This window comes from Colwellia sp. MB3u-8, assembly GCF_014076985.1.
Lineage (GTDB): Bacteria > Pseudomonadota > Gammaproteobacteria > Enterobacterales > Alteromonadaceae > Cognaticolwellia.
This window is the reverse complement of record NZ_JACGVA010000063.1, coordinates 106,599-127,016: the sequence shown is the minus strand read 5'-3', so window position 1 is coordinate 127,016 and position 20,418 is coordinate 106,599. Positions and strand designations below refer to the sequence as shown.

The 20,418-nt window shown below is 40.6% G+C and carries 15 protein-coding genes; 1 reads left to right on the top strand and 14 read right to left on the bottom strand.

Annotated features, from left to right (window positions below; all coding sequences use genetic code 11):
- Positions 1–283 precede the first annotated feature (283 nt).
- Positions 284–1,087 (top strand): inositol-1-monophosphatase, encoded by an 804-nt coding sequence (suhB, locus tag H4J54_RS10170; RefSeq protein WP_182190762.1) that lies wholly within the window; start codon positions 284–286, stop codon positions 1,085–1,087.
- Positions 1,088–1,470: 383 nt separating this feature from the next.
- Here suhB and hppD read toward each other — a convergent pair whose 3' ends face one another.
- The 14 genes from hppD to nuoC form a co-directional block, all read right to left on the bottom strand.
- Positions 1,471–2,529: a 4-hydroxyphenylpyruvate dioxygenase gene (gene hppD / locus H4J54_RS10165; RefSeq protein ID WP_182190761.1), complete on the bottom strand. Its 1,059-nt coding sequence runs from the start codon at positions 2,527–2,529 to the stop codon at positions 1,471–1,473.
- 480 nt (positions 2,530–3,009) lie between these two features.
- Positions 3,010–4,821, bottom strand: coding sequence for a DEAD/DEAH box helicase (locus H4J54_RS10160; RefSeq protein ID WP_182190760.1), 1,812 nt, complete (start codon positions 4,819–4,821; stop codon positions 3,010–3,012).
- 354 nt (positions 4,822–5,175) lie between these two features.
- Entirely contained in the window at positions 5,176–5,994 is an 819-nt protein-coding gene (locus H4J54_RS10155; RefSeq protein WP_182190759.1) for a hypothetical protein, read from the bottom strand.
- Between the two features lie 181 nt (positions 5,995–6,175).
- Positions 6,176–7,678, bottom strand: a complete 1,503-nt coding sequence (locus H4J54_RS10150) for an NADH-quinone oxidoreductase subunit N (protein ID WP_182190758.1) — start codon at positions 7,676–7,678, stop codon at positions 6,176–6,178.
- A 2-nt stretch (positions 7,679–7,680) separates the two neighbouring features.
- On the bottom strand, positions 7,681–9,123 hold the full coding sequence (locus H4J54_RS10145) for a NuoM family protein (protein WP_182190757.1): 1,443 nt from the start codon (positions 9,121–9,123) through the stop codon (positions 7,681–7,683).
- Complete coding sequence (gene nuoL, locus H4J54_RS10140) at positions 9,120–11,018, bottom strand: NADH-quinone oxidoreductase subunit L (protein WP_310650118.1); 1,899 nt, start codon at positions 11,016–11,018, stop codon at positions 9,120–9,122. Before nuoL ends, H4J54_RS10145 begins: the two co-directional genes overlap by 4 nt.
- A gap of 5 nt (positions 11,019–11,023) precedes the next feature.
- A complete protein-coding gene (gene nuoK / locus H4J54_RS10135) occupies positions 11,024–11,332 on the bottom strand; it encodes an NADH-quinone oxidoreductase subunit NuoK (protein WP_182190756.1) in 309 nt (102 codons plus the stop codon).
- Entirely contained in the window at positions 11,329–11,859 is a 531-nt protein-coding gene (nuoJ, locus tag H4J54_RS10130; RefSeq protein WP_220464227.1) for an NADH-quinone oxidoreductase subunit J, read from the bottom strand. Before nuoJ ends, nuoK begins: the two co-directional genes overlap by 4 nt.
- 54 nt (positions 11,860–11,913) lie before the next feature.
- Positions 11,914–12,474, bottom strand: coding sequence for an NADH-quinone oxidoreductase subunit NuoI (gene nuoI, locus H4J54_RS10125; RefSeq protein WP_310650117.1), 561 nt, complete (start codon positions 12,472–12,474; stop codon positions 11,914–11,916).
- Positions 12,475–12,486: 12 nt separating this feature from the next.
- Entirely contained in the window at positions 12,487–13,461 is a 975-nt protein-coding gene (gene nuoH, locus H4J54_RS10120) for an NADH-quinone oxidoreductase subunit NuoH (RefSeq protein WP_310650116.1), read from the bottom strand.
- Positions 13,451–16,504, bottom strand: coding sequence for an NADH-quinone oxidoreductase subunit NuoG (nuoG, locus tag H4J54_RS10115; protein WP_182190754.1), 3,054 nt, complete (start codon positions 16,502–16,504; stop codon positions 13,451–13,453). Before nuoG ends, nuoH begins: the two co-directional genes overlap by 11 nt.
- A gap of 1 nt (position 16,505) precedes the next feature.
- Entirely contained in the window at positions 16,506–17,912 is a 1,407-nt protein-coding gene (gene nuoF, locus H4J54_RS10110) for an NADH-quinone oxidoreductase subunit NuoF (RefSeq protein WP_182190753.1), read from the bottom strand.
- Positions 17,905–18,429 (bottom strand): NADH-quinone oxidoreductase subunit NuoE, encoded by a 525-nt coding sequence (nuoE, locus tag H4J54_RS10105; RefSeq protein WP_182190752.1) that lies wholly within the window; start codon positions 18,427–18,429, stop codon positions 17,905–17,907. Before nuoE ends, nuoF begins: the two co-directional genes overlap by 8 nt.
- A gap of 114 nt (positions 18,430–18,543) precedes the next feature.
- Positions 18,544–20,343, bottom strand: coding sequence for an NADH-quinone oxidoreductase subunit C/D (gene nuoC / locus H4J54_RS10100; protein ID WP_220464226.1), 1,800 nt, complete (start codon positions 20,341–20,343; stop codon positions 18,544–18,546).
- Positions 20,344–20,418: the final 75 nt, after the last annotated feature.

Genomic DNA, 20,418 nt, shown 5'->3' with positions numbered 1-20,418 from the left:
TCACGGCTTTTATATTAGTTTTATAGTGTTTATCAATATGGCCTAGCTCTTTTGCTAATAATGTGAAGAAAATAAGGTAAGTTTTATCTTATTCATTATAACTTTATCTAACCTAACGGATATCAGTTCATTAATGATAAATAAGAGTGTCGCAAAGTAATAATTATTTTGCTATAATTCGCGCGCTTAATTTTAGGGGTTCATCATCGTATGACGCTTAACATTAACCTCGTTCTTTTACATAGCTGTTTATGACATTTTACAACATATAGGGTAGTCGATAATGCATCCGATGCTAAATATTGCCGTGCGCTCTGCGCGTGCTGCGGGCAAAGTAGTTTTGCGCGCTTTTGAACAAGTAGATAAGATTGAAATTGAATCTAAGGGTACGAACGATATCGTTACTAATGTTGATATAAGTGCTGAACTAGCTATTGTTGAAACAATTCAAAAATCTTACCCTAATCACACTATTATTGGTGAAGAGTGTGGATTAATTGAAGGTAAAGACAACGACTATCAGTGGATTATTGACCCACTTGACGGCACGCCTAACTTTGTTAAAGGTATTCCACACTTTGCGGTGTCAATTGCATTAAAAGTTAAAGGCAAATTAGACCAATCAGTTATTTACGATCCAATTCGTGGTGAGTTATTTACCGCAAGTCGTGGTAAAGGTGCTCAACTAAACGGTTTCCGTATTCGCGTAAAGCAATCTAAAGAACTTAAAGGTTCTATTTTAGCGACCGGCTTTCCTTTTAAACATAAGCAACACACAGATGCTTATTTACAAATGTTTAAAACACTCTTTGGTAAAACATCTGATATGCGTCATGCTGGCTGTGTCGCTCTAGATTTAGCTTACGTGGCTGCTGGCCGTGTTGATGGTTACTTTGAAATTGGTTTAAAACCTTGGAATAGCGCCGCCGGTGAATTAATGGTCATTGAAGCGGGTGGTTTAGTCACTGACTTTGTTGGTGGCCACAATCACAGTAACTCAGGTAATATTGTCGCAAGTAGCCCACGCTTGGCAAAAGAAATCTTAAAAGATATTCGACCTCATTTAGGTGATGCGCTAAGTAAGTAAATATTTGCATTAGGCATGACGATAAAAAGCGCCTTCTGGCGCTTTTTTTTACCTGAAATAACATAACCTACCTCTGCATACACTTAGCTATACAATTTCAGTTATATGATCTTACTGACATTGACACCATAGCTAGGTCATTAGTGCTGTCCTGAAAATAATGACTCCTTCATATCAACACCTACCTCCATGGATAAATGAAGCTCATTAGCGTAATGTGGGAGCCCTTGTCGAGAGACGATAGTATCGTATAACATCAATGGCTAAGAACAGCTATGTAGCTATGATATTGCCAACACATATGTTGGTACTTAGCTTATGTCAGAACATAAAAAAGCCAGCAAATGCTGGCTTTTAGATAATTTATAGCGCTATAACTTAGCTTAAAGCACGCCACGTTCTATCTGGTTAAGTTCGATTGACTTGAATAAAGCGGTGAAGTTACCTTCGCCAAAACCTTGGTCATCAACACGTTGGATCATTTCAATAAAGATAGGTCCAAAGATATTCTTAGTGAATATCTGTAACAAGTAGGAGTTTTCGTTTTGGCTATCGACTAATACCTGATGATCACGAATGCGCTGGTGATCTTCTTTTACCCAAGGAATACGATCAAACACATCATCATAATATTCAGGTACGATATTTAAGGTATCAATGATGTTTTTATCTAATTGATCTAAAGAGCCCAATAAATCATCTGAAATAAAAGCTAAGTGTTGTACACCTGGACCATTATACTCATTTAAATATTCATCTATTTGGTTATTGCTGGTACCTTTCCCTTCATTAATAGGAATACAGAAAGTGCCACAAGGCGATTGTAAAGCGTATGAAACCAACGCCGATTTTGCCCCTTTAATATCAAAGTAGCGAATATCAGTAAAACCAAAGATGTTTTTATAAAAATTAGCCCAATGCTCCATTGTGCCTTGGTAAACGTTATTAGTTAAATGATCAACGGCCTTAAAGCCTTTATCTTTTACTAATACAGGTTCAGCAATATCTTCAAAATCATCTTCATATATTGAGCCTTTAGCGCCAAATTTCTCAATAAAGTAAATTAAGCTATCACCAATACCAAAAATAGCGGGGTAAGGTAATTTATTATCAACGTCTTGCGCTGACTTTGCACCACGAACAACGGCTTGCTCAAAGGCAAACTCGGCATCTTCTACTCGCCAACCCATGGAACAAATTGCTGGACCGTGGCTTTTAGCAAACTCTTTAGAAAACCCCGCTTGCTCATGATTTAATAAAAAATGAATATCGTTCTGATTAAAATAATCGATATCGCGGCCTGTGAATTTTTTTGTTTTTGAAAAGCCAAAACCATAAAACGCATTTTCCATAAAGTCAGAATCTGGCGATGCATATTCAATAAATTCGATACCACGTAAATTAAGTGGGTTTGTTAATTCTGTCTTTGTTAATTCTGTCATAGTTGTTTCTCTCATTGTAGCAATGAAGCGATTATCACCGTGAATTCACCGCAGAGGAAGTGAATGAAAAAACTGACATTTTTTGAGGCGTAAATCTATTTTTACGTGCAAAACAGATGAATTGTGAGTGATGAGGATCTAAGCTATAGCTAGCAACACCCACAGATGTAACTATATATTTACAGCCAGTTTAAGGCTCGACAATTCGTTCAGTTAACCGTCAAAAAATTTTAAAGAAATTAAGATACTTGTTATACCCATCTCACTAATTTTCTTATCATTGCACCTGATTAAAACAACGCACTACTATCTTATTTATTTAATAAGTAGTGGGTTGTTTTACCTGCCTATAAAGTAGACCCAATAATTAATGAAACTGCTATTAAAAGAACCCGTGCTTGAGCTGAATTCTACAGGCGAAAAAAAACGCCAATTCTAGTGAAGAATTAGCGCTTTAAGCATGCTATTTATACTAATGAACTAGCTAGTGTGTTGCTCTTTACGTGGACGCTCAGACGATGCTGCTGGTGTCTGAGTATCAGAAACCGTAATCTCTAATGCTTGACGACGAACACGAACACGCTTTAATTGCGTAAATGACTTGTCAGGCATACCTTTAGGTAATTGCACAAAACTATGTTTGTCGTGTAAGTTAATCGCGCCAATGTAGCTGCTGTCTAATGAAATTTCATTAGCAATAGCACCAACGATATCACCAGGACGTGCACCATGCTCTTTACCTACTTCTAGGCGGTAAGTCTGCCAATCGACATCTGAACGTGCAACTTTCGCTTTACGAGGAGCGCGCTCTGGACGGTTCTCATTGCGACTATCACCACGGGCTTCACTGCGACCGCCACGGGCTTCATTACGACCACCACGGCTGTCATTACGAGCACCACGACTTTCACCACCTTTGCTGTCACGATCATTTCTTTCACGTGCATCACGACGAGGCTTTGGATCTTCTTTCGGCTGTAGAGGCTGCTTTAACTGTTTGTGATAAAGTAACGCTGCCGCTAAATCTGTCATTGAAAGTTCTGACTCACTTGCCATAGTTTCAATAATTTCGCGCATTGCCGTTAATTCTTTATCAGCAACAATACTCGCTAACTCAGTACAAGTGCGCTCAATACGTGCTTTACCTATTTCTTGAATATTAGGTAAGTCGTACATAGCAATCGTACCAGAAGTTAAACGTTCATAATGACGTAAAGAATACATTTCGCGTGGACGAACAAATGAAATTGCTGTACCACTACGTCCTGCACGGCCGGTACGGCCAATACGGTGAACATAAGCTTCGTTGTCACCTGGTAAATCATAGTTAATAACTAATGAAAGACGAGGAATATCAAGACCACGAGCCACAACATCGGTTGCTACAAGAATTGATGACGCACCTGATTTAAGTTGGTCAACAGTACGTTCACGCTGTGCTTGGTTCATGTCACCGTTTAAGGCAACAGAAGCATAACCTGCACGTTCTAATTTTTCAGCAACGTCAATAGTATCATTACGAGTACGTACGAAAATTAGCATCGCATCGTATTCAACAGTTTCAGCAATACGCTCCAAAGCTGTCATTTTGTTAATGCCGCTAACTTTCCATGCATATTGAGTAATATTGGCTTTTTCTTTTTTCACTGCCGCAATTTTAATATGCTCAGGATTTTTCAAAAAGCGATTCGCTACTTTGCGAATTTGCGCTGGCATAGTGGCAGAAAACAATGCCATTTGTGTTTCTTTTGGTAAGTGCTCAAGGATCCACTCAATGTCTTCTAAAAAGCCCATGTTTAACATTTCATCAGCTTCATCAAGCACACAAAATGATAAGTTATCTAGTTTAAGGCTCTTACGACGTAAGTGATCCATCAAACGACCAGGGGTACCAACAACAACTTGTGCACCACGTTCTAGTTGTTGAAATTGTGGCTGGTACGATTGACCACCATATAAAGTAGCAACACGTAAACCTTTCATGTGTTGTGCAAATGTTTCAATTGCTTCTGCTACTTGAATCGCTAACTCACGCGTTGGCGCTAAAACCATTAATTGTGGTTTACGAATAGTGACATCAATTTTTGCTAGTGCAGGCAAACCAAATGCAGCCGTTTTACCGGTACCTGTTTGCGCTTCACCAAGGACGTCTTTACCAGCAAGTAAAGGGGGAATTGTTTGCGCTTGAATTGCAGTAGATGATTCAAAACCTAGTGCTTTTACAGCAGATACTAAATTTTCAGGCAAACCAAGGGCGTCAAAGCCTACAGAGGCGTTGTTAAGATCAGTCATATAATTTTTGTCTTCTCATGGTAGAAACTGGCTATGCGCCAAAATTCCTACGTACATATACGAGGAAACCACCAGGAAGACTTAAGGCACATTCTTACGTTAACGTTGAAAGGTTAACTGGGCAAGTCTATGGGCGGATATACCCCACTCATTTTAAGCTTCTGTAATTCGCTAAGTTTCACTTGGAAACTTTTTTGATTCACGATTACAGAGGCGCGCATTATACGGATTTTGTTAATTTATACAAGCTATAATGTGTGTTAAACGCTATTAAACATTAAAAACAGCTTAAAACATCTATAATAGACATTTTAAACTGTTCTGTACGAAAGTTGATCACTTAAGTTTTCTCAGTTAACTCTCGATTTCAAAGCCACCTTTTACCTTTTTCACACGTAAGCCACCTGAACCACTTTCAAGTATTTTTAAACCGCCAGCTTGCTCTACATCAATATCGCCGGAGCCATCATCAATAGTTATTACGCCATCTATTTTTCTCAGGGTTAAGTCACCTGAGCCATCTTCAAAAACAGCATTACCTGAGACACCTTTTATATAAATGCTACCCGAGCCATCGTCAATATCAAGATTGCCATCAAGGTCATTAATCTCTATTTCTCCAGAGCCATCAACAATAGTTACATTGCCAATTACCTGACTAATATAAAGGTCACCTGAACCATCGTTAACATTAAGATCATTGTGAACGCCTTTTATAATCAGTTCACCTGAACCGTCCTTCACTGCAACTGCGCCATTAATATTGCTGATGTTTATAGCGCCAGAGCCATCATCAACTTTCAACATTAGGTAGCTTGGTATCGTTACTTTAATATCAATATGTGGAGAATCACCCTGCCAAAAACCACTAGTGCTAATTTTAGCCACTAAAGTCGCACTTTTGCCTGACTGAGTTAAGGTTAATTCATAGTCATCTGTATCACGATTTTCTGCATATATATCTGCAACCACAGTAATTTCTGTCACATGTTCAGATCCCGAAATAACCAAAGAACCCGCACCTGCTTCGACATTTAATGTGGTGAGCATTTGGGCATCAATAATTAGTTCTTGTTGGCTATGGTAATTAGCATGAGAAGGGCTTGCTAGAACAATGCAACCACTTAAAAAGGTTGCACCTGATATAAAAAGTAATACTTGAGCTAATTTCATTGGTCTATTTCCTTGTAAACTATCGATTATTTTAATTGTATATACCATACAATCAAAAATCGCGCCAAACAATAAAAGACAATATTATTAGTTACTTAAGAATAATTATTCACATACAGATACTCAGAGTTGATATATTTTGGTTAAAATAACAATTAATTAGCGAATTAGTAATTAATTACTAAGAACTGATAAGTTGATTAATCACCTCAGGAAAAATGCCAAAGATCAAGCCTGATGTAATGAAGCTATAGACTAATACCATTTCTATAACATGATTTCTGACTTCATTAGTTTTGCCGTTAACTGCAGGCGCATCGGCAAAAATTTTAAAGATCATGGGCAGATAGTAAGCTAAACCAATACCACTACCAATAATAAGCATCGCAATTAACCACCATGCATGGGCAATGGTGGCTTGGCTTAAAATATAAAACTTACCAATAAAGCCCATGGTTAGAGGAATACCCGCTAAGCTCAACAAGCCTAGTATCATCAGCACCGCATAACTCGGTGCTCGCCAAAATAAGCCTTGTAAATCGTTCAGTGAAATATCTTCTTGATAAGAAAGACGGGTGTTTTGCTGTTGAATTAAGGCAATAACGATAAAAATGGACAGGTTGGCGGCGGTATAAGCCGCTAAATAAAATAAGCTACTTTGCCAAGTAAACGCCAAGCTGTGCTCAGAAGTAACAATGACTACAATCAGTAGATAACCCATATGGGCGATCGATGAATAAGCTAGCAAGCGCTTCAAGTTTTGCTGCTTAAGCGCCATTACATTGCCCAGTAACATTGAAATTACGGCGAATGACATCAAAAACATTTGAAAATTTTCTAATAATAAATATCGCTGAGCGATAATGCATTTAAGCAAAACCACGAATATAGCGACTTTCGAAATAGTTGCCATCAATAGCGTAACTGGTGTTGGTGCACCTTGATAAACATCAGGTGTCCAGAAGTGAAAAGGCGCGATTGATAATTTAAAGGCAATACCAGAAACAAATAACAATAGCCCTAACTGAAAAAACAATCCTAAGCCTTGCTGATGATATATTTCGCTTGGTATCGCGCCATTAAAACTCAAATTACCGGTAACGCTATAAATAAAAGCGATGCCTAACAACATAAAACTCGAGGCTATGGCACTTAATACTAAGTATTTAAAACCACTCTCCACGCTATACTGACTTTCACGATGATATCCTACCAAGCCAACTAAACTAATGCTTAACAGCTCAAAGCCCAAAAATAAGCTAGCAAAATGGTCGCTAGTAACCAAAATCCCCGCCCCTAGTACCATAAGCAATAATAATAAGTAATACTCGTCGTGCACTTCTATATGGGCTTTTAGGAAACTATGGCTCATGCGTAAAGCTACCATGGCTGAAATCAGTATCAAACTAAAAGCAAAAATACTGTAACCGTCAACTTTTAACAGCTGTGTAACTTGGGTTGCTTGGCTTGCTTGGCTTGCTTGAGTTGATAGCAAACTCACATTGGCTATCAATGCAACGAAAAGTATAAAAAAGGTAAATAGTACAATGGTGCGTTGCGATCTTTTCCAAGCAACCAATAACAAGGCTAATGTTACGCCAAAGGCAATAATGAGTTGCGGTAAAATTGCACCTGCCATAGCCGTGGTTAGCAATGATTGAGTGTTATTTGCTATAGATATCATCACTAGACTCCAAATGAGAATTTAAGCAATAGCGTCGGGTATAAACCAATGGCTAAGAGCATCAATAATAATGAGCCACAAATAATCAGCTCCCTAGGCTGTAGATCAATAATGTCTTGTGTTGGCGTACCTTGAAAACTTGATTGAAACAGCACCATGCCATAAATAGCTGAACCAATAAGCCCCAAGGCAGCAATAACGGCAAATTCAGGCAAGACTTGAAAAACACCCACTAGACTGAAAAATTCACCGATAAAATTAGCTAAACCCGGTAAACCAAAAGCAGCACCAGCAAAAGCCAAAGCAAATCCCCCCATACGAGGTGCACTTTGCCAAAAGCCGCCCATATCGGCCAATTCTCGACTATGAATACGTTGATAAATCATGCCTGCGAGCGCGAATAAAGCCGCGCTACTCAGACCATGCGCCACCATAGTCACAATAGCCCCTTGATAAGCCACACTATTAAAAGTAAAAAGTGCCAACATGACAAAGCCCATATGGCTAATACTGCTATAAGCCACTAAACGTTTAAAGTCTTGTTGGGCAAAGGCCATTTTTGCACCATAAACAATACTTACCACCGCCAATGTCGCGGCAATAGGGGCAAATTGCGTACTGGCTTGTGGGAACAAAAAAATAACAAAACGTATTAAGCCATAAGCACCCGTTTTTAATAATACGCCGGCAAGTAATACGCTGCCCGCGGTTGGCGCTTGGGTATGCGCGTCAGGTAGCCAACTGTGCAACGGCACAGAAGGTAACTTAACCGCAAAAGCAATAAAAAAACCTAACATTAAATATTGACTCATGGACAGCGGTATATCCAACATCAACCAATCTAGGTAATAAAAACTTAACTGCCCCGTTTGTAATAAATGAAAATAGCCGGTGGCAATAATAGCCACTAGCATCAGCAAACTACTGACTTGAGTAAAAATGAAAAATTTCAACGCAGCAAAGTGTCTTTTTTCATGGCCCCAAATAGCAATAATAGCGGTCATCGGCAGTAACATAACTTCCCAAAAGAAGAAGAAAAGAAACATATCAACCGCAACAAAAACCCCAATAATGCCAGCAATAGTTAAGAGTAAATTAAAATAGTAAAAACCAACATGGTGCTTAATTTCATGCCAAGACACTAATACACAAATAATCGCTAACAGCCAGGTTAGCGCGATTAATACAATACTCAACTGATCAAGGGCTATACTATATTGAATATTAAAGGTTTGAATCCAATTTACTCGGCTCAATACCTGTAACTGCGCAAAGTCATTATTGTGATTAATAGCGTAGTCGATAACAAAGACCGCAAAAACTGTGGCTAATAACGCTAAGCTAATTAGCGCTAGCCATTTAGCACTACCTTGCCAGTATGTTTCAGCTCGCCAAGCCAATGCACCTGCAATAACTAATGCCAGCATAAGTAAAGTTACTGTCATAAAAAACTCACTCCTAACAGCAAGATTATCGCTAGTCCAAAAGCCGCTAAATACCAGCGTAAACTACCATTTTGCACCACAATCAAGCTATCGTGCCATAAACCAACATACCAAGCATTGAGCATAATAATTTGGTCAAAAACATCGCGTTTATTTACTTGGGCAAGCCACTGATAAGGCTTAACTAACAGCGCATTATAAAACGCATCAAAACCTAACCCTTGACGACAGAACAGCACAAATTTACCTTCACTCGCCTCAATATGTTGCTCAGTACCTTTAAGCGGCGAACGACGATAATTTTTGAAATAAAACCAAGAAAACAACATACCGATAAATGGCGTTATTATGGCAAGGCTATGTAACCAAGTAGGCTCAATCAACTGTACTAAAGGTCTTTGAATAGCCGCTGAAAACACCAAAGTAAGATCAAGCGGAATAAGCCCACCAAATAAAGATAACAAGGCCAAAATAATCAATGTACTACACAGCAATACATTCTTTTCAGCCTGCGGTTTTTCAGTGCAGCGTGGCGTACCAAGAAAAGCGAGAAAAAATAACCGACAACTATAAATACTGGTTAATAACGCCCCTAGAATAGCGCACCACCATAACGTCGGCCCTGCCGTATTGGACGACCAAAGCTGAGAAATAATCGCTTCTTTAGAGAAAAAACCCGAAGTGCCAGGTAGCGCCATTAAACAAATTAAACCCACCACAAATAAACTCGTTTCAAAGGGTAGCTGCTTCCATAAACCGCCCATTTTGAAAAGATTTTGTTGATGATGTAACGCATAAATAACCGCACCTGCCGTTAAGAACAACAGCGCTTTAAAAAAAGCATGGGTCATTAAATGAAAAACGCCAGCAGACCACGCACCCGCTCCAAGCGCCAGCATCATATAACCAATTTGGCTCATAGTTGAATAGGCCAACACTCGTTTAATATCAGTCTGCGCGAGTGCAGCAACGCCGGCGAGTAATAAGGTCAGTGCCCCCAACCAAGCGACATAATTCATGACTTCAGGTGCTAATAAAAAAATGCCGTGCATACGGGCAATTAAATACACCCCTGCCGTGACCATAGTCGCGGCATGTATTAGGGCGCTCACCGGCGTTGGCCCCGCCATAGCATCAGGTAACCAAGTTTGCAGTGGCAATTGTGCTGATTTACCCACAGCGCCGCCAAGCAATAATAAGGCAATCCAATAAATGTTGTTGGCTTGCTCTGCACTAGAAACAGAGTTAGGGCCAGTAACCATATTGGCTTGTTGAGCTAGTGTTGTTACCGCGGCTATATTTAATTCGCCAAAGGTATTAAACATTAACAGCAAGCCTATCGCCATCGAGGTATCACCGATACGGGTAACAATAAAAGCTTTACGCGCGGCTAAAACATTGCTCTTTTCTTGATACCAAAAGCCAATTAATAAAAAGCTACATAAACCCACACCTTCCCAGCCCAAATAGAGCAATACTAAATTATCCGCTAAGACCAATATCAACATAGCGACAATAAATAGGTTCATATACGCCATAAAACGCGAGAAATTCGCATCCGCTTTCATGTAAATTGCAGCAAATAAATGAATAAGAAAACCCACGCCGCTAACTACACTGATCATAACAGCAGATAAGCCATCAAGGTAAAAGCGCACGTTAACTTCACCCGTTCCCAGTTGATTAGATAAATCAAACCAATGCCAGAGATTGACGCTTAGCACTTGGTTTTGGCTAGTGGATAATTCAAACAATAATATCGCGCTAACTAATACCGTTAGTGCCATGCTACTGACACTCATGATAGCCGCAAGCCGCCATGACAGCCTTTTGCCAAAGGCAATTAACACTAAGAAGCTCACTAAGGGATAAAAAGGTAAACTCGCTAATAACACTGTTATTACCCCTTCATCTGATTTAACAAATCAATATCTAAAGAGTGATATTTCTTCTGCATACGGATTAATAACGCCAAGCCTACGGCGACCTCAGCAGCGGCAAGCGTTAAAATTAAAATGAACATCACCTGTCCATCCGCTTGTTGCCAAACGCTGCCCGCACCAATAAAGGCAACGCCAACAGCATTTAGCATAATTTCTAAACTCATCAAGATAAATAACGTGTTTTTTCTTGCCACCACACCAACAAAACCAATGGCAAACAATAGACTTGATAAAATAAGCACATGAAACAAGGGAATAGTGGTCATAATGGCCCGCCAGTAACATCGGGTTTTGCATAGTGATAACCGGCGAGTAAACCGGATAAGAGTAGAAAAGAAGCAATTTCAACGGCAAGTAAATAAGGGCCATACAACATAATACCCACCGCTTTTGAACTAATAACCGTGGCTTGTAAGTTTTGTTGCATATCGGCATTATTAATAATAACGATAATTTCTACTAACAGCGCAAACGCCAACAAGATCGCGCCTAGCATATTAGCTAAACCTGTATGCTTAGGTGCGTTTGTTGTTTCATCTTTACCTAAGCCAAACATCAGTACAGCAAAAACAAACAACACTAAGATTGCGCCTGCATAAACAATCACTTCTAACCCCGCAGCGAAGGGTGCTCCCATTAAATAAAAGCAAACCGCAACAGCTAATAGCGACACCACTAAATACAACAAAGCGTGCACGGTATTATGGCCAGTAACCACCTTTAAACTAGCAATGACCGCGACCAAACCAGCAAGGTAAAATAAACTTTCAATTGAGGTTAAATTAGCTAACATTTTCTCTCTCCTTAGCGCTACCTTTAGCTTTATGTAACATAAAGAATTCGCAATTCATGGCATTAATCCTTTAATATCAATGGGTGGCCTTTCCTGCTCCGCTTGTCCCTTGCCTTTACCTGCAATCGCAATACCTGATTGTTGATAAAAACTATAATCTGGATATTTACCTGGACCATTAATGAGTAGGTGCTGTTTTTCATAGACTAAGTTTTGCCTATCGTATTCTGCCAATTCCACATCAGGGGTTAACTGAATGGCATAGGTCGGACAAGCCTCTTCACAAAAACCGCATAAAATACAACGTGAAAAGTTAATACGAAAAAAATCAGCACGTTTACGACCATCGTCATCAACTACTTGTTGCAAGGCAATACAATCAACCGGACAAGCCACCGCACAAAGGTTACAGGCAACGCAGCGCTCTTCGCCATCAGGGTCTCGGGTCAGCACAATGCGGCCTCGGTATCTGGGTGCTAAATAAGGTTTTTCTTCTGGATACTGTACCGTATCGGCTTTGGTAAATGTGTGTTTAAGCACTAACCACAGGGTTCGCAGTTGACTAAACATTATCGCCCCCGTTTGCCTTAAAAGTAACCACATAAGTTTGCCCATAATACATCATAGTTATAGCACTCCCGTTAAGCGCAATACTGCGGTGACCAAAAGGTTTAATAACGCTAAAGGCAACATAACGACCCAGCCAAACTTGAGTAGTTGGTCAAAACGTGGTCGTGGCAGCGATGTTCTAAGAAGAATAAAAAACATCACAAAAAACATGATTTTAATAATAAACCACAGTAGCGGAGGCAACCATGAAGCAAGCGGCTCTGGCATTAACCAACCGCCAAAAAACAGTACCACTGACATGGCTGATATTAAGGTGACGCTTAAATACTCACCGAGAAAAAATAAGGCAAATTTCAGCCCAGAATATTCGGTATGAAAACCCGCGGTGAGTTCAGTTTCAGCTTCTGGCAAATCAAAAGGCAGTCGGTGACTTTCAGCAATACCAGCCACTAAGAAAATAAAAAAGCCAACAAATTGTGATTGAATAAGCCAGCCATCGACTTGTGCCAACACGATTTCACGCAAATTAAAGCTACCTGTAAGTAGCACCACGCCCATGACAGACAAGCCCATAAACACTTCATAGCTAACAGTTTGAGCCGCTGCTCTCATGCCGCCTAACAGCGCATACTTAGAGTTTGACGCCCAACCCGCCAACACCACGCTGTAAACAGCGAGCGAAGCCATAGCGAGAAAAAATAGTAAGCCAATGTTTAAATCAGAAACGCCAATGCTTGGAGAGAAGGGGACTACGGCGAAACTCATTAAGACGCACATAGCACCAATCACGGGTGCTAGCACAAAGACTAAACGATCACTAAAAGGCGGGATCCAATCTTCTTTACCAAGAATTTTCAATAAATCAGCCAATGATTGTAAAACACCAAATGGCCCAACGCGATTTGGACCACAACGGTCTTGCCATATACCTATCATTCGGCGCTCAACCCATACCAACGTCGCGGCTATAGGGATAAGCAAGGCGATAATAGTGGTTATTTCAAATAGCTTCCAAAGCATGTCAGCCATCATTCAACCCTCCTGAGAACAGTCGAATAGGAATGGTTTGATCCTTTATTTTCAAGCTCTCAAGTATGTTTTCTTTACTTTTTTTCGCTGCTATTAACGCATCATTAAATTGAGCAAGGTAATCAACAATGTCTTGCTCACACGCTAAGGATATTGTCATTTCTAGTTGATGGTGCAACGAAGAACAGAGAGCGAAGTTGCCAAAAACTAAAGTGTTAGGCAAATCATTAACAATAAAAATTTGACTGATGACAGTTTGATTAACCAATAGCATTTTTTCGTTTGTCGCTGAAAAAATAATTTTACCCCACTGGCCTGTTGTAACCTCGGCTTGCTGAGCTGTCTTAGCATTAATATAGATTCGATTACTTTGTCGCAACATTTGAAATTCAGCGGTGAGTGATGCTTGCCAATCACTGAAATAAACATTTTTTTGTTGAACATAAGTTAAGTGATTAGCCGTTTTATTTTTAGCTACCGTACTGTCAGCAGCCTCACTTTCAAAAGTACCATTTTTAATACTCTTGGTTAATCGCCAGCAAGGGTTGTTGGATAATGCACTTGATAGTGGGATAAATACCGCAGCGCTTGCCTTCAATAAAGCACCATTAATTTCTCTTTGAAATTGGCCAATCGCTTGATTTGAATTCCACCCTGGCGCCCAAGTAAAGGGCATGTCGCTACTTTGTCCAGTAGCTTTACCTTCCATTGAAAAAGTAAAGTTATCATCAATTTTTTGGGTGGTTTTTGCTTCATGTACCCTGATATTAGCCATTTGAGCTGTACGGCCACTGGCTCGGTGACTCATTCTAGCAATGGCTTTTTGCTGGCTCTTATCACGCTGTGTTTCATCTGCCTCTTTTGTTATTAACTTTGGCCATTGAACATAAGTATCAAGAAAAAATTGATGCAACTGAGTCAGTGATTCATAGGACGTTTTTTTAGCGACAACTTGAGTATAGTCATTTGACTCAAGGTCACCTGCACCCAAGGCTTTACGGGTTACTTTTATACCGACAATATCGGCAATATTATCTAACCAACGCCAGCTTTCTTGTATGGGTAAAACAGGAGGATGCACTTGAAAAAACTGTTGGGCTCGGCCTTGGTAATTAACATAATGACCATCTCCTTCGCTAACCGCCGCAACCGGTAGAACAATATCGGCGATACTTGAAAGTCGGTGCGCGGAATGATCTAGCACAATCAGGGTTTGCGCAGACTTTCGTAATTGCGTGATTTGAACCGCTGAGATATTTGCCAGTTCTTGCTCGAGTAAAATCAGTCCTTGATAGCTTTTATCTGGGTCATTAAGCTGCACTAAGACTTGCTCAATAGACAAAGATTTTTCATCTAAGATCGATAATAACCCAACACTATTACTGCACGGCGGCACAATAATTAACCCTGGCGTTATCAGCTTATTTTGCGCTTTAAACGCCGACATTAAATGGGCAATATTACTCAGTACTTTGGCACAAACACCACTGGTACCTGAAATAAATAACGGCTTATTGGCTTTACGCAAGGCTTTATAAACTGAGACCATGAAGCCTTGTTCAGTGAGGCTCAACTGATCTTGCTCAGCTAAGTACTTAACGGCTTGTGCTAAAGCTTGGTCATTGTTAATCGTTTGAGCATTGCCCAGTTGTAAAAGCTTTTCCAGTGCCGCTAAACATTTTGATATTTGCTCTACAGGTAAAAGTAATGCTTGCTGACAAGCATCATCGAGTTTAGTACTGGTACTTTGCAGGGAAAATAACGGTGACAGTAATTTACCGCCAATGGTTCGCACCGCGCTGTCTTGCCATGATGCAATACCTAGTTTTTCGGCTTTAGTCTTAGCGGCATTGCGCAATGCTTGGCGCACCGACAAGGCCATTCTTGGCGCGGTTTGGCTAATATCTTCAGCAATAATAAAAATAAAGTCACTGTGTTCAATCTCAGCAAGGCTAGGTGCTTTGTTCGAGGCCAGTAATTGCGCATGTTGCGCCACCACTTTCATCTCTGCATCGTTATAGCCCGGGCTAAATTGTTCAGCACCAACAATATTTTTTAAATAAAAGTTCGCTTCTAATGAAGCACGAGCAGAGCCAATACCGAGAAATTGTTTTTTTCTAAAGTGCGATAAAGCTTTAGCAACATCTAATGTGGTTAAGGCTACATCTGACTGCTTAGCAATACCTTTAGCTTGTCTGATACGCTGTTCGCCATTAACAAAGCCGATACCATAACGACCGCGGTCACAGATAAAATAGCCATTAATATCAACATTGTAACGATTCACCACCCGACGTACTGAACCATAACGTTCGCCAATACTTAAGTTACAACCCACAGAGCAATGGCTACAAACCGACGGGGCAGATTGCAGATCCCATTTGCGGGTATAGTGCGATGAAAAAACTTTATTGGTAAACACGCCAGTTGGGCAAACTTCCACTAAGTTACCGCTAAATTCACTTTCCAAAGCACCATCAGACTGGCGACCAAAATACACTTGGTTTTTTGAACCATAAACCCCAAAGTCCTTACCGCCCGCATAGTCATTGTAGAAACGTGTACAGCGATAACAGGTAATACAACGGTTCATTTCGTGGCCAACCAATTCACCTAAATATTGATTGGTGAATGTGCGTTTTTTACCTTGATATGCTCGTACGCTGTGGCCAGTCATTACCGTCATATCTTGTAAATGGCACTCGCCCCCCTCAGCACAAACCGGGCAATCATGAGGATGATTAGTCATCATCGCGGCAATAACTTGTTCGCGAAACTCACTAGCCGCTTTATTTTTAATACTAATGCGCATACCGTCAGTAACTGGCGTAATACAAGCCATAACAATGCGGCCCTGTTGATCTTCTTTATCTTGAAACTGGGTAACAGCGCACTGACGACAAGCGCCAACCGAACCCATAGCAGGATGCCAACAGAAATAAGGCAAGTTCAATTTTTGTGATAGCACCCCAGCCAGCAAATTGTCTTCAGTGCTGAGCTGATAAGGCATGTCATCAATGAAAATAGTGACTTTCTTTCCACTCATGTTATTGCCCTACCTTTGGAGATTGAGGTGATTTAAATGACTGATGTTTTTGAATATTTGTCACTTTAGCTTGCGATACTTTAGTGCGTTTAGCGTTCATTGACGGATTATAATGACAACAGCCATGCTCAATATGCTGCAAAAAATCATCATGAAAATATTTTAAAGCGCTTCTTAGCGGCTCTACGGCTCCCGGAGCCAAAGCGCAATGGGTTTTACCTATCCACATAAAATCGCAGAGTTTAGCTAAGGTGTCTAAATCTTGTATTTTACCTTGGCCTTGCTCAATACGCGTTAGTACTTCAACAGCCCAGGGCGTGCCATCTCGACAAGGCGTGCACCAACCACAAGACTCTTGGGCAAAAAAGCGCATTAAATTTAATACCATAGCCACAGGACAGTTTTTATCATCTAAAACAATCAAGCCACCCGTGCCTAAACGACTACCCACTTTAGCGATAGAGTCAAAATCCATTGGCGTATCTAAATGCTCTGCCACTAGAAAGTCAGTCGATGCACCACCCGGTAGTAGCCCTCTAAATTTCAAGCCATCTTGCATACCACCGGCATAGTCATATAACACCTCCCCCAAGGTTGGCCCCATAGGAAGCTCCCACAAGCCCGGATTTTTCACCCGCCCACAAGCACTGTAAATTTTACTACCGGCATCACTGTCAGGAGAAATAGCCTGAAACCATGCAATACCATTTTTTAAAATGTGCGGTAGATTACATAAGGTCTCAACATTATTGACTATGGTAGGTTTGCCAAATAAACCACTGACTTGCGGAAATGGCGGCTTGGCTCTAGGGATTGCTCGCTTACCTTCCAGCGCATTTATCAAGGCGGTTTCTTCGCCACAAATATATCGACCGGCACTACAATGGATGTATAAATCCATTGAATATGAGCTACCTTGAATTTTTTCACCGAGCCAATTATTTTGGTACGCTTGGTCAATCGCATCTTGTAAGCGCTTTGCCGCTAAGTAATATTCACCGCGCAGAAAAATATAAGCTTTGTTCGCGCCAATGGTGTAAGCCGCGATAATCATAGCTTCAACCAACTGGTGCGGCACACCTTCAAGTAATAACCTATCTTTAAATGTCCCAGGCTCCATTTCATCGGCATTGGCGACTAAATATTTATTATCCGGAGCCTCTTCATCACCGTCAGTAAACATAGGCACAAAACTCCATTTCATACCGGTCGGAAAACCGGCACCACCCCGCCCTTTTAAGCCTGAATTTTTAACAATTTCAAGTACTTCATTTGGCGAATATTGCAGCGCAACTTTTGACCCTTGATAACCGCCAGCTTGGCAATAATCGTCAAATGACAACGGCTGTTGCAAATTCACCCATTGAGTTAACGGCTTTAAGGCCTTATTTGAGGTATGTTCAGCCATTAACTTCTCCCTTAGCCGCAAGCTGTTGTAAAATATCAACAGCGCTTTCTGGGCTTAAGTGCTGATAATGCTCGATGCCAATCATCATCGCGGGCGCTTTATCACAACCCCCTAAACAAGCATTCGAAAGTAGTGTGAATTTTCCATCGGTTGTTGTTTGGCCATAATCTATGTTTAAGTACTGTTTAATGGCGACAAGCACTGAGTCTGCGCCAGTTAAATGACAAGCGATGCTGTCACACAAGTGGATAACGAATTGACCAACAGGCTGTCGGTAAATTAAATTATAAAAAGTTGCGACCCCTTCTAGCTGCGCAATCGGCACAACTAACAGGTCACTAATGGCAAAAAGGCTTTCATCACTGATCCAACCACGGTGTGCTTGCACCACTTTAAGTGCTTCAATACCGGCAGCTTCACGCGTTTCCATAATACTGGCCTCATGCTCAATAGCAGCAATTTCAATTGCCGTTAAATAATGCTGATAATCAATTATTGTGGTGTTGATTTTTTCCATCACTATCTCTTTATTAACGAGTATTTGTTGTCAAAAAATCTGAAACTCTTGGTATTACTCACTTAACTATATTTTTCAATATTGAATTTACTGCTATTAAACAAGCATAAAAATTTATCGGTCAACATCTGCCATCACGTAATCAACACTGCCCAGTGTCGCAATAAGATCAGCCACCATTTGTCCTTTGCTAATTAATGGCAACATTTGTAGGTGAGGGAAACTAGGTGTGCGAATACGGGTGCGATAACTCATGGTGCTACCATCACTAATCAGGTGGTAGGCCATAATGCCTTTCGTTGCTTCAACACTGACAGACACTTCACCTGCGGGGATCACAGGCCCCCATGAAACATTGAGAAAATGCGGTATTAAGGTATCAATATCACGCATGGTGCGATCTTTTAATGGTGGCGTAGTTTGCGGATGTTCAGCTTTATAGGGCCCTTCAGGCATATTGTTAAGGCACTGTTTAATAATGCGAATACTCTGCCGCATTTCCTCTATACGCACCCGACAACGATCATAGCAATCACCCTTGTGGCCCAGCGGTACTTCAAAATCAAATTGATCATAACCACCGTAAGGCCGCTGCTTGCGTAGATCCCATGAAAAACCGGTTGCCCTTAATCCTGGACCCGTTACACCCCAGTCGATAGCTTCTTGTGTGGAATAAGCGCCAATGCCGACAGTACGTTGCTTTAAAATTGAATTTTGCATGACCATTTTTTCATATTCATCAAGGCGTTTAGGTAGATAATTAACGTAATCGCGCACTAACCCTTCCCAACCTATTGGCAAGTCTTGTGCAACACCGCCAATGCGGAACCAACTCGGATGCATGCGAGCGCCGGTAAAGGCTTCAATAATACCAAAGAGTTTTTCACGGTCGATAAACATATAAAATATAGGTGAAAGTGCGCCAAGGTCTTGCGCAAAGGTGCCATAAAACAGTAAATGACTAAGAATACGAAACATTTCTGCAGTCATAATACGAATGACTTTCGCACGATCCGGCACGGTAATGCCCGCCAGTTTTTCAACCGCCATCACATAGGGAAAGTTATTCATTACGCCACCAAGGTAATCAATGCGGTCGGTATAAGGAATATAACTGTGCCAAGATTGTCGCTCACCCATTTTTTCAGCACCGCGGTGGTGATAACCGATATCGGGCACACAATCGACTATTTCTTCGCCTTCCATTTGCAACACAATACGAAAGGCACCATGAACACTCGGGTGATTTGGCCCAAGGTTTAAGAACATAAAATCGCTATCTTTACTTTGTCGTTTCATGCCCCAAGCTTCAGGGTTAAATTGCAACGCTGCTTGTTCTTTATCTTGTTGATAAGAAGAAAGAGTGAAGGGGTCCATTTCAGTTGCACGCGCAGGATGAGTTTTAAGTAACGGGTGTCCTTGCCAGGTATCTGGCATTAAAATTCGGCTTAAGTGTGGATGGTTTTTAAAAACAATACCGAACATATCCCACACTTCTCGTTCGTACCAATTGGCATTAGGCCATAAACTACAAACACTTTCTAAACTTTTATCTGTCGTGCTCAACGCAACTTTAATACGAATGTCTTGATTACGTAGATATGAGCGTAAATGGTAGCTGACGGTAAAAACTTGTGATAACAATGATTGATGCTCTCGTTCGCTTTCATCGATAGCGGTAAGATCAAAACACATATCAAACGGCTGATCTAACTCTTGCTTTAACACTTGCATAAACTTCATTAACTGACTTTTTTCTAACCAATAAGAAGGAATATCGTCAACAATGTTTTCAACAGCACTGACCGGCTGTAACTTGAGCTTAGGTGCAAGGGCAATAATTTCATCAAGCAAAGGTACAGCTTGTAGCATCTGCCAATCATTACTCGCTTTGATATTTACTTGTGATGCCATCAGCTTCCCTTCACGCTTGCCATTTTTATTATTGGTCTGTTTTTACTGGATTTTCACTTTATTAACACATTGTTT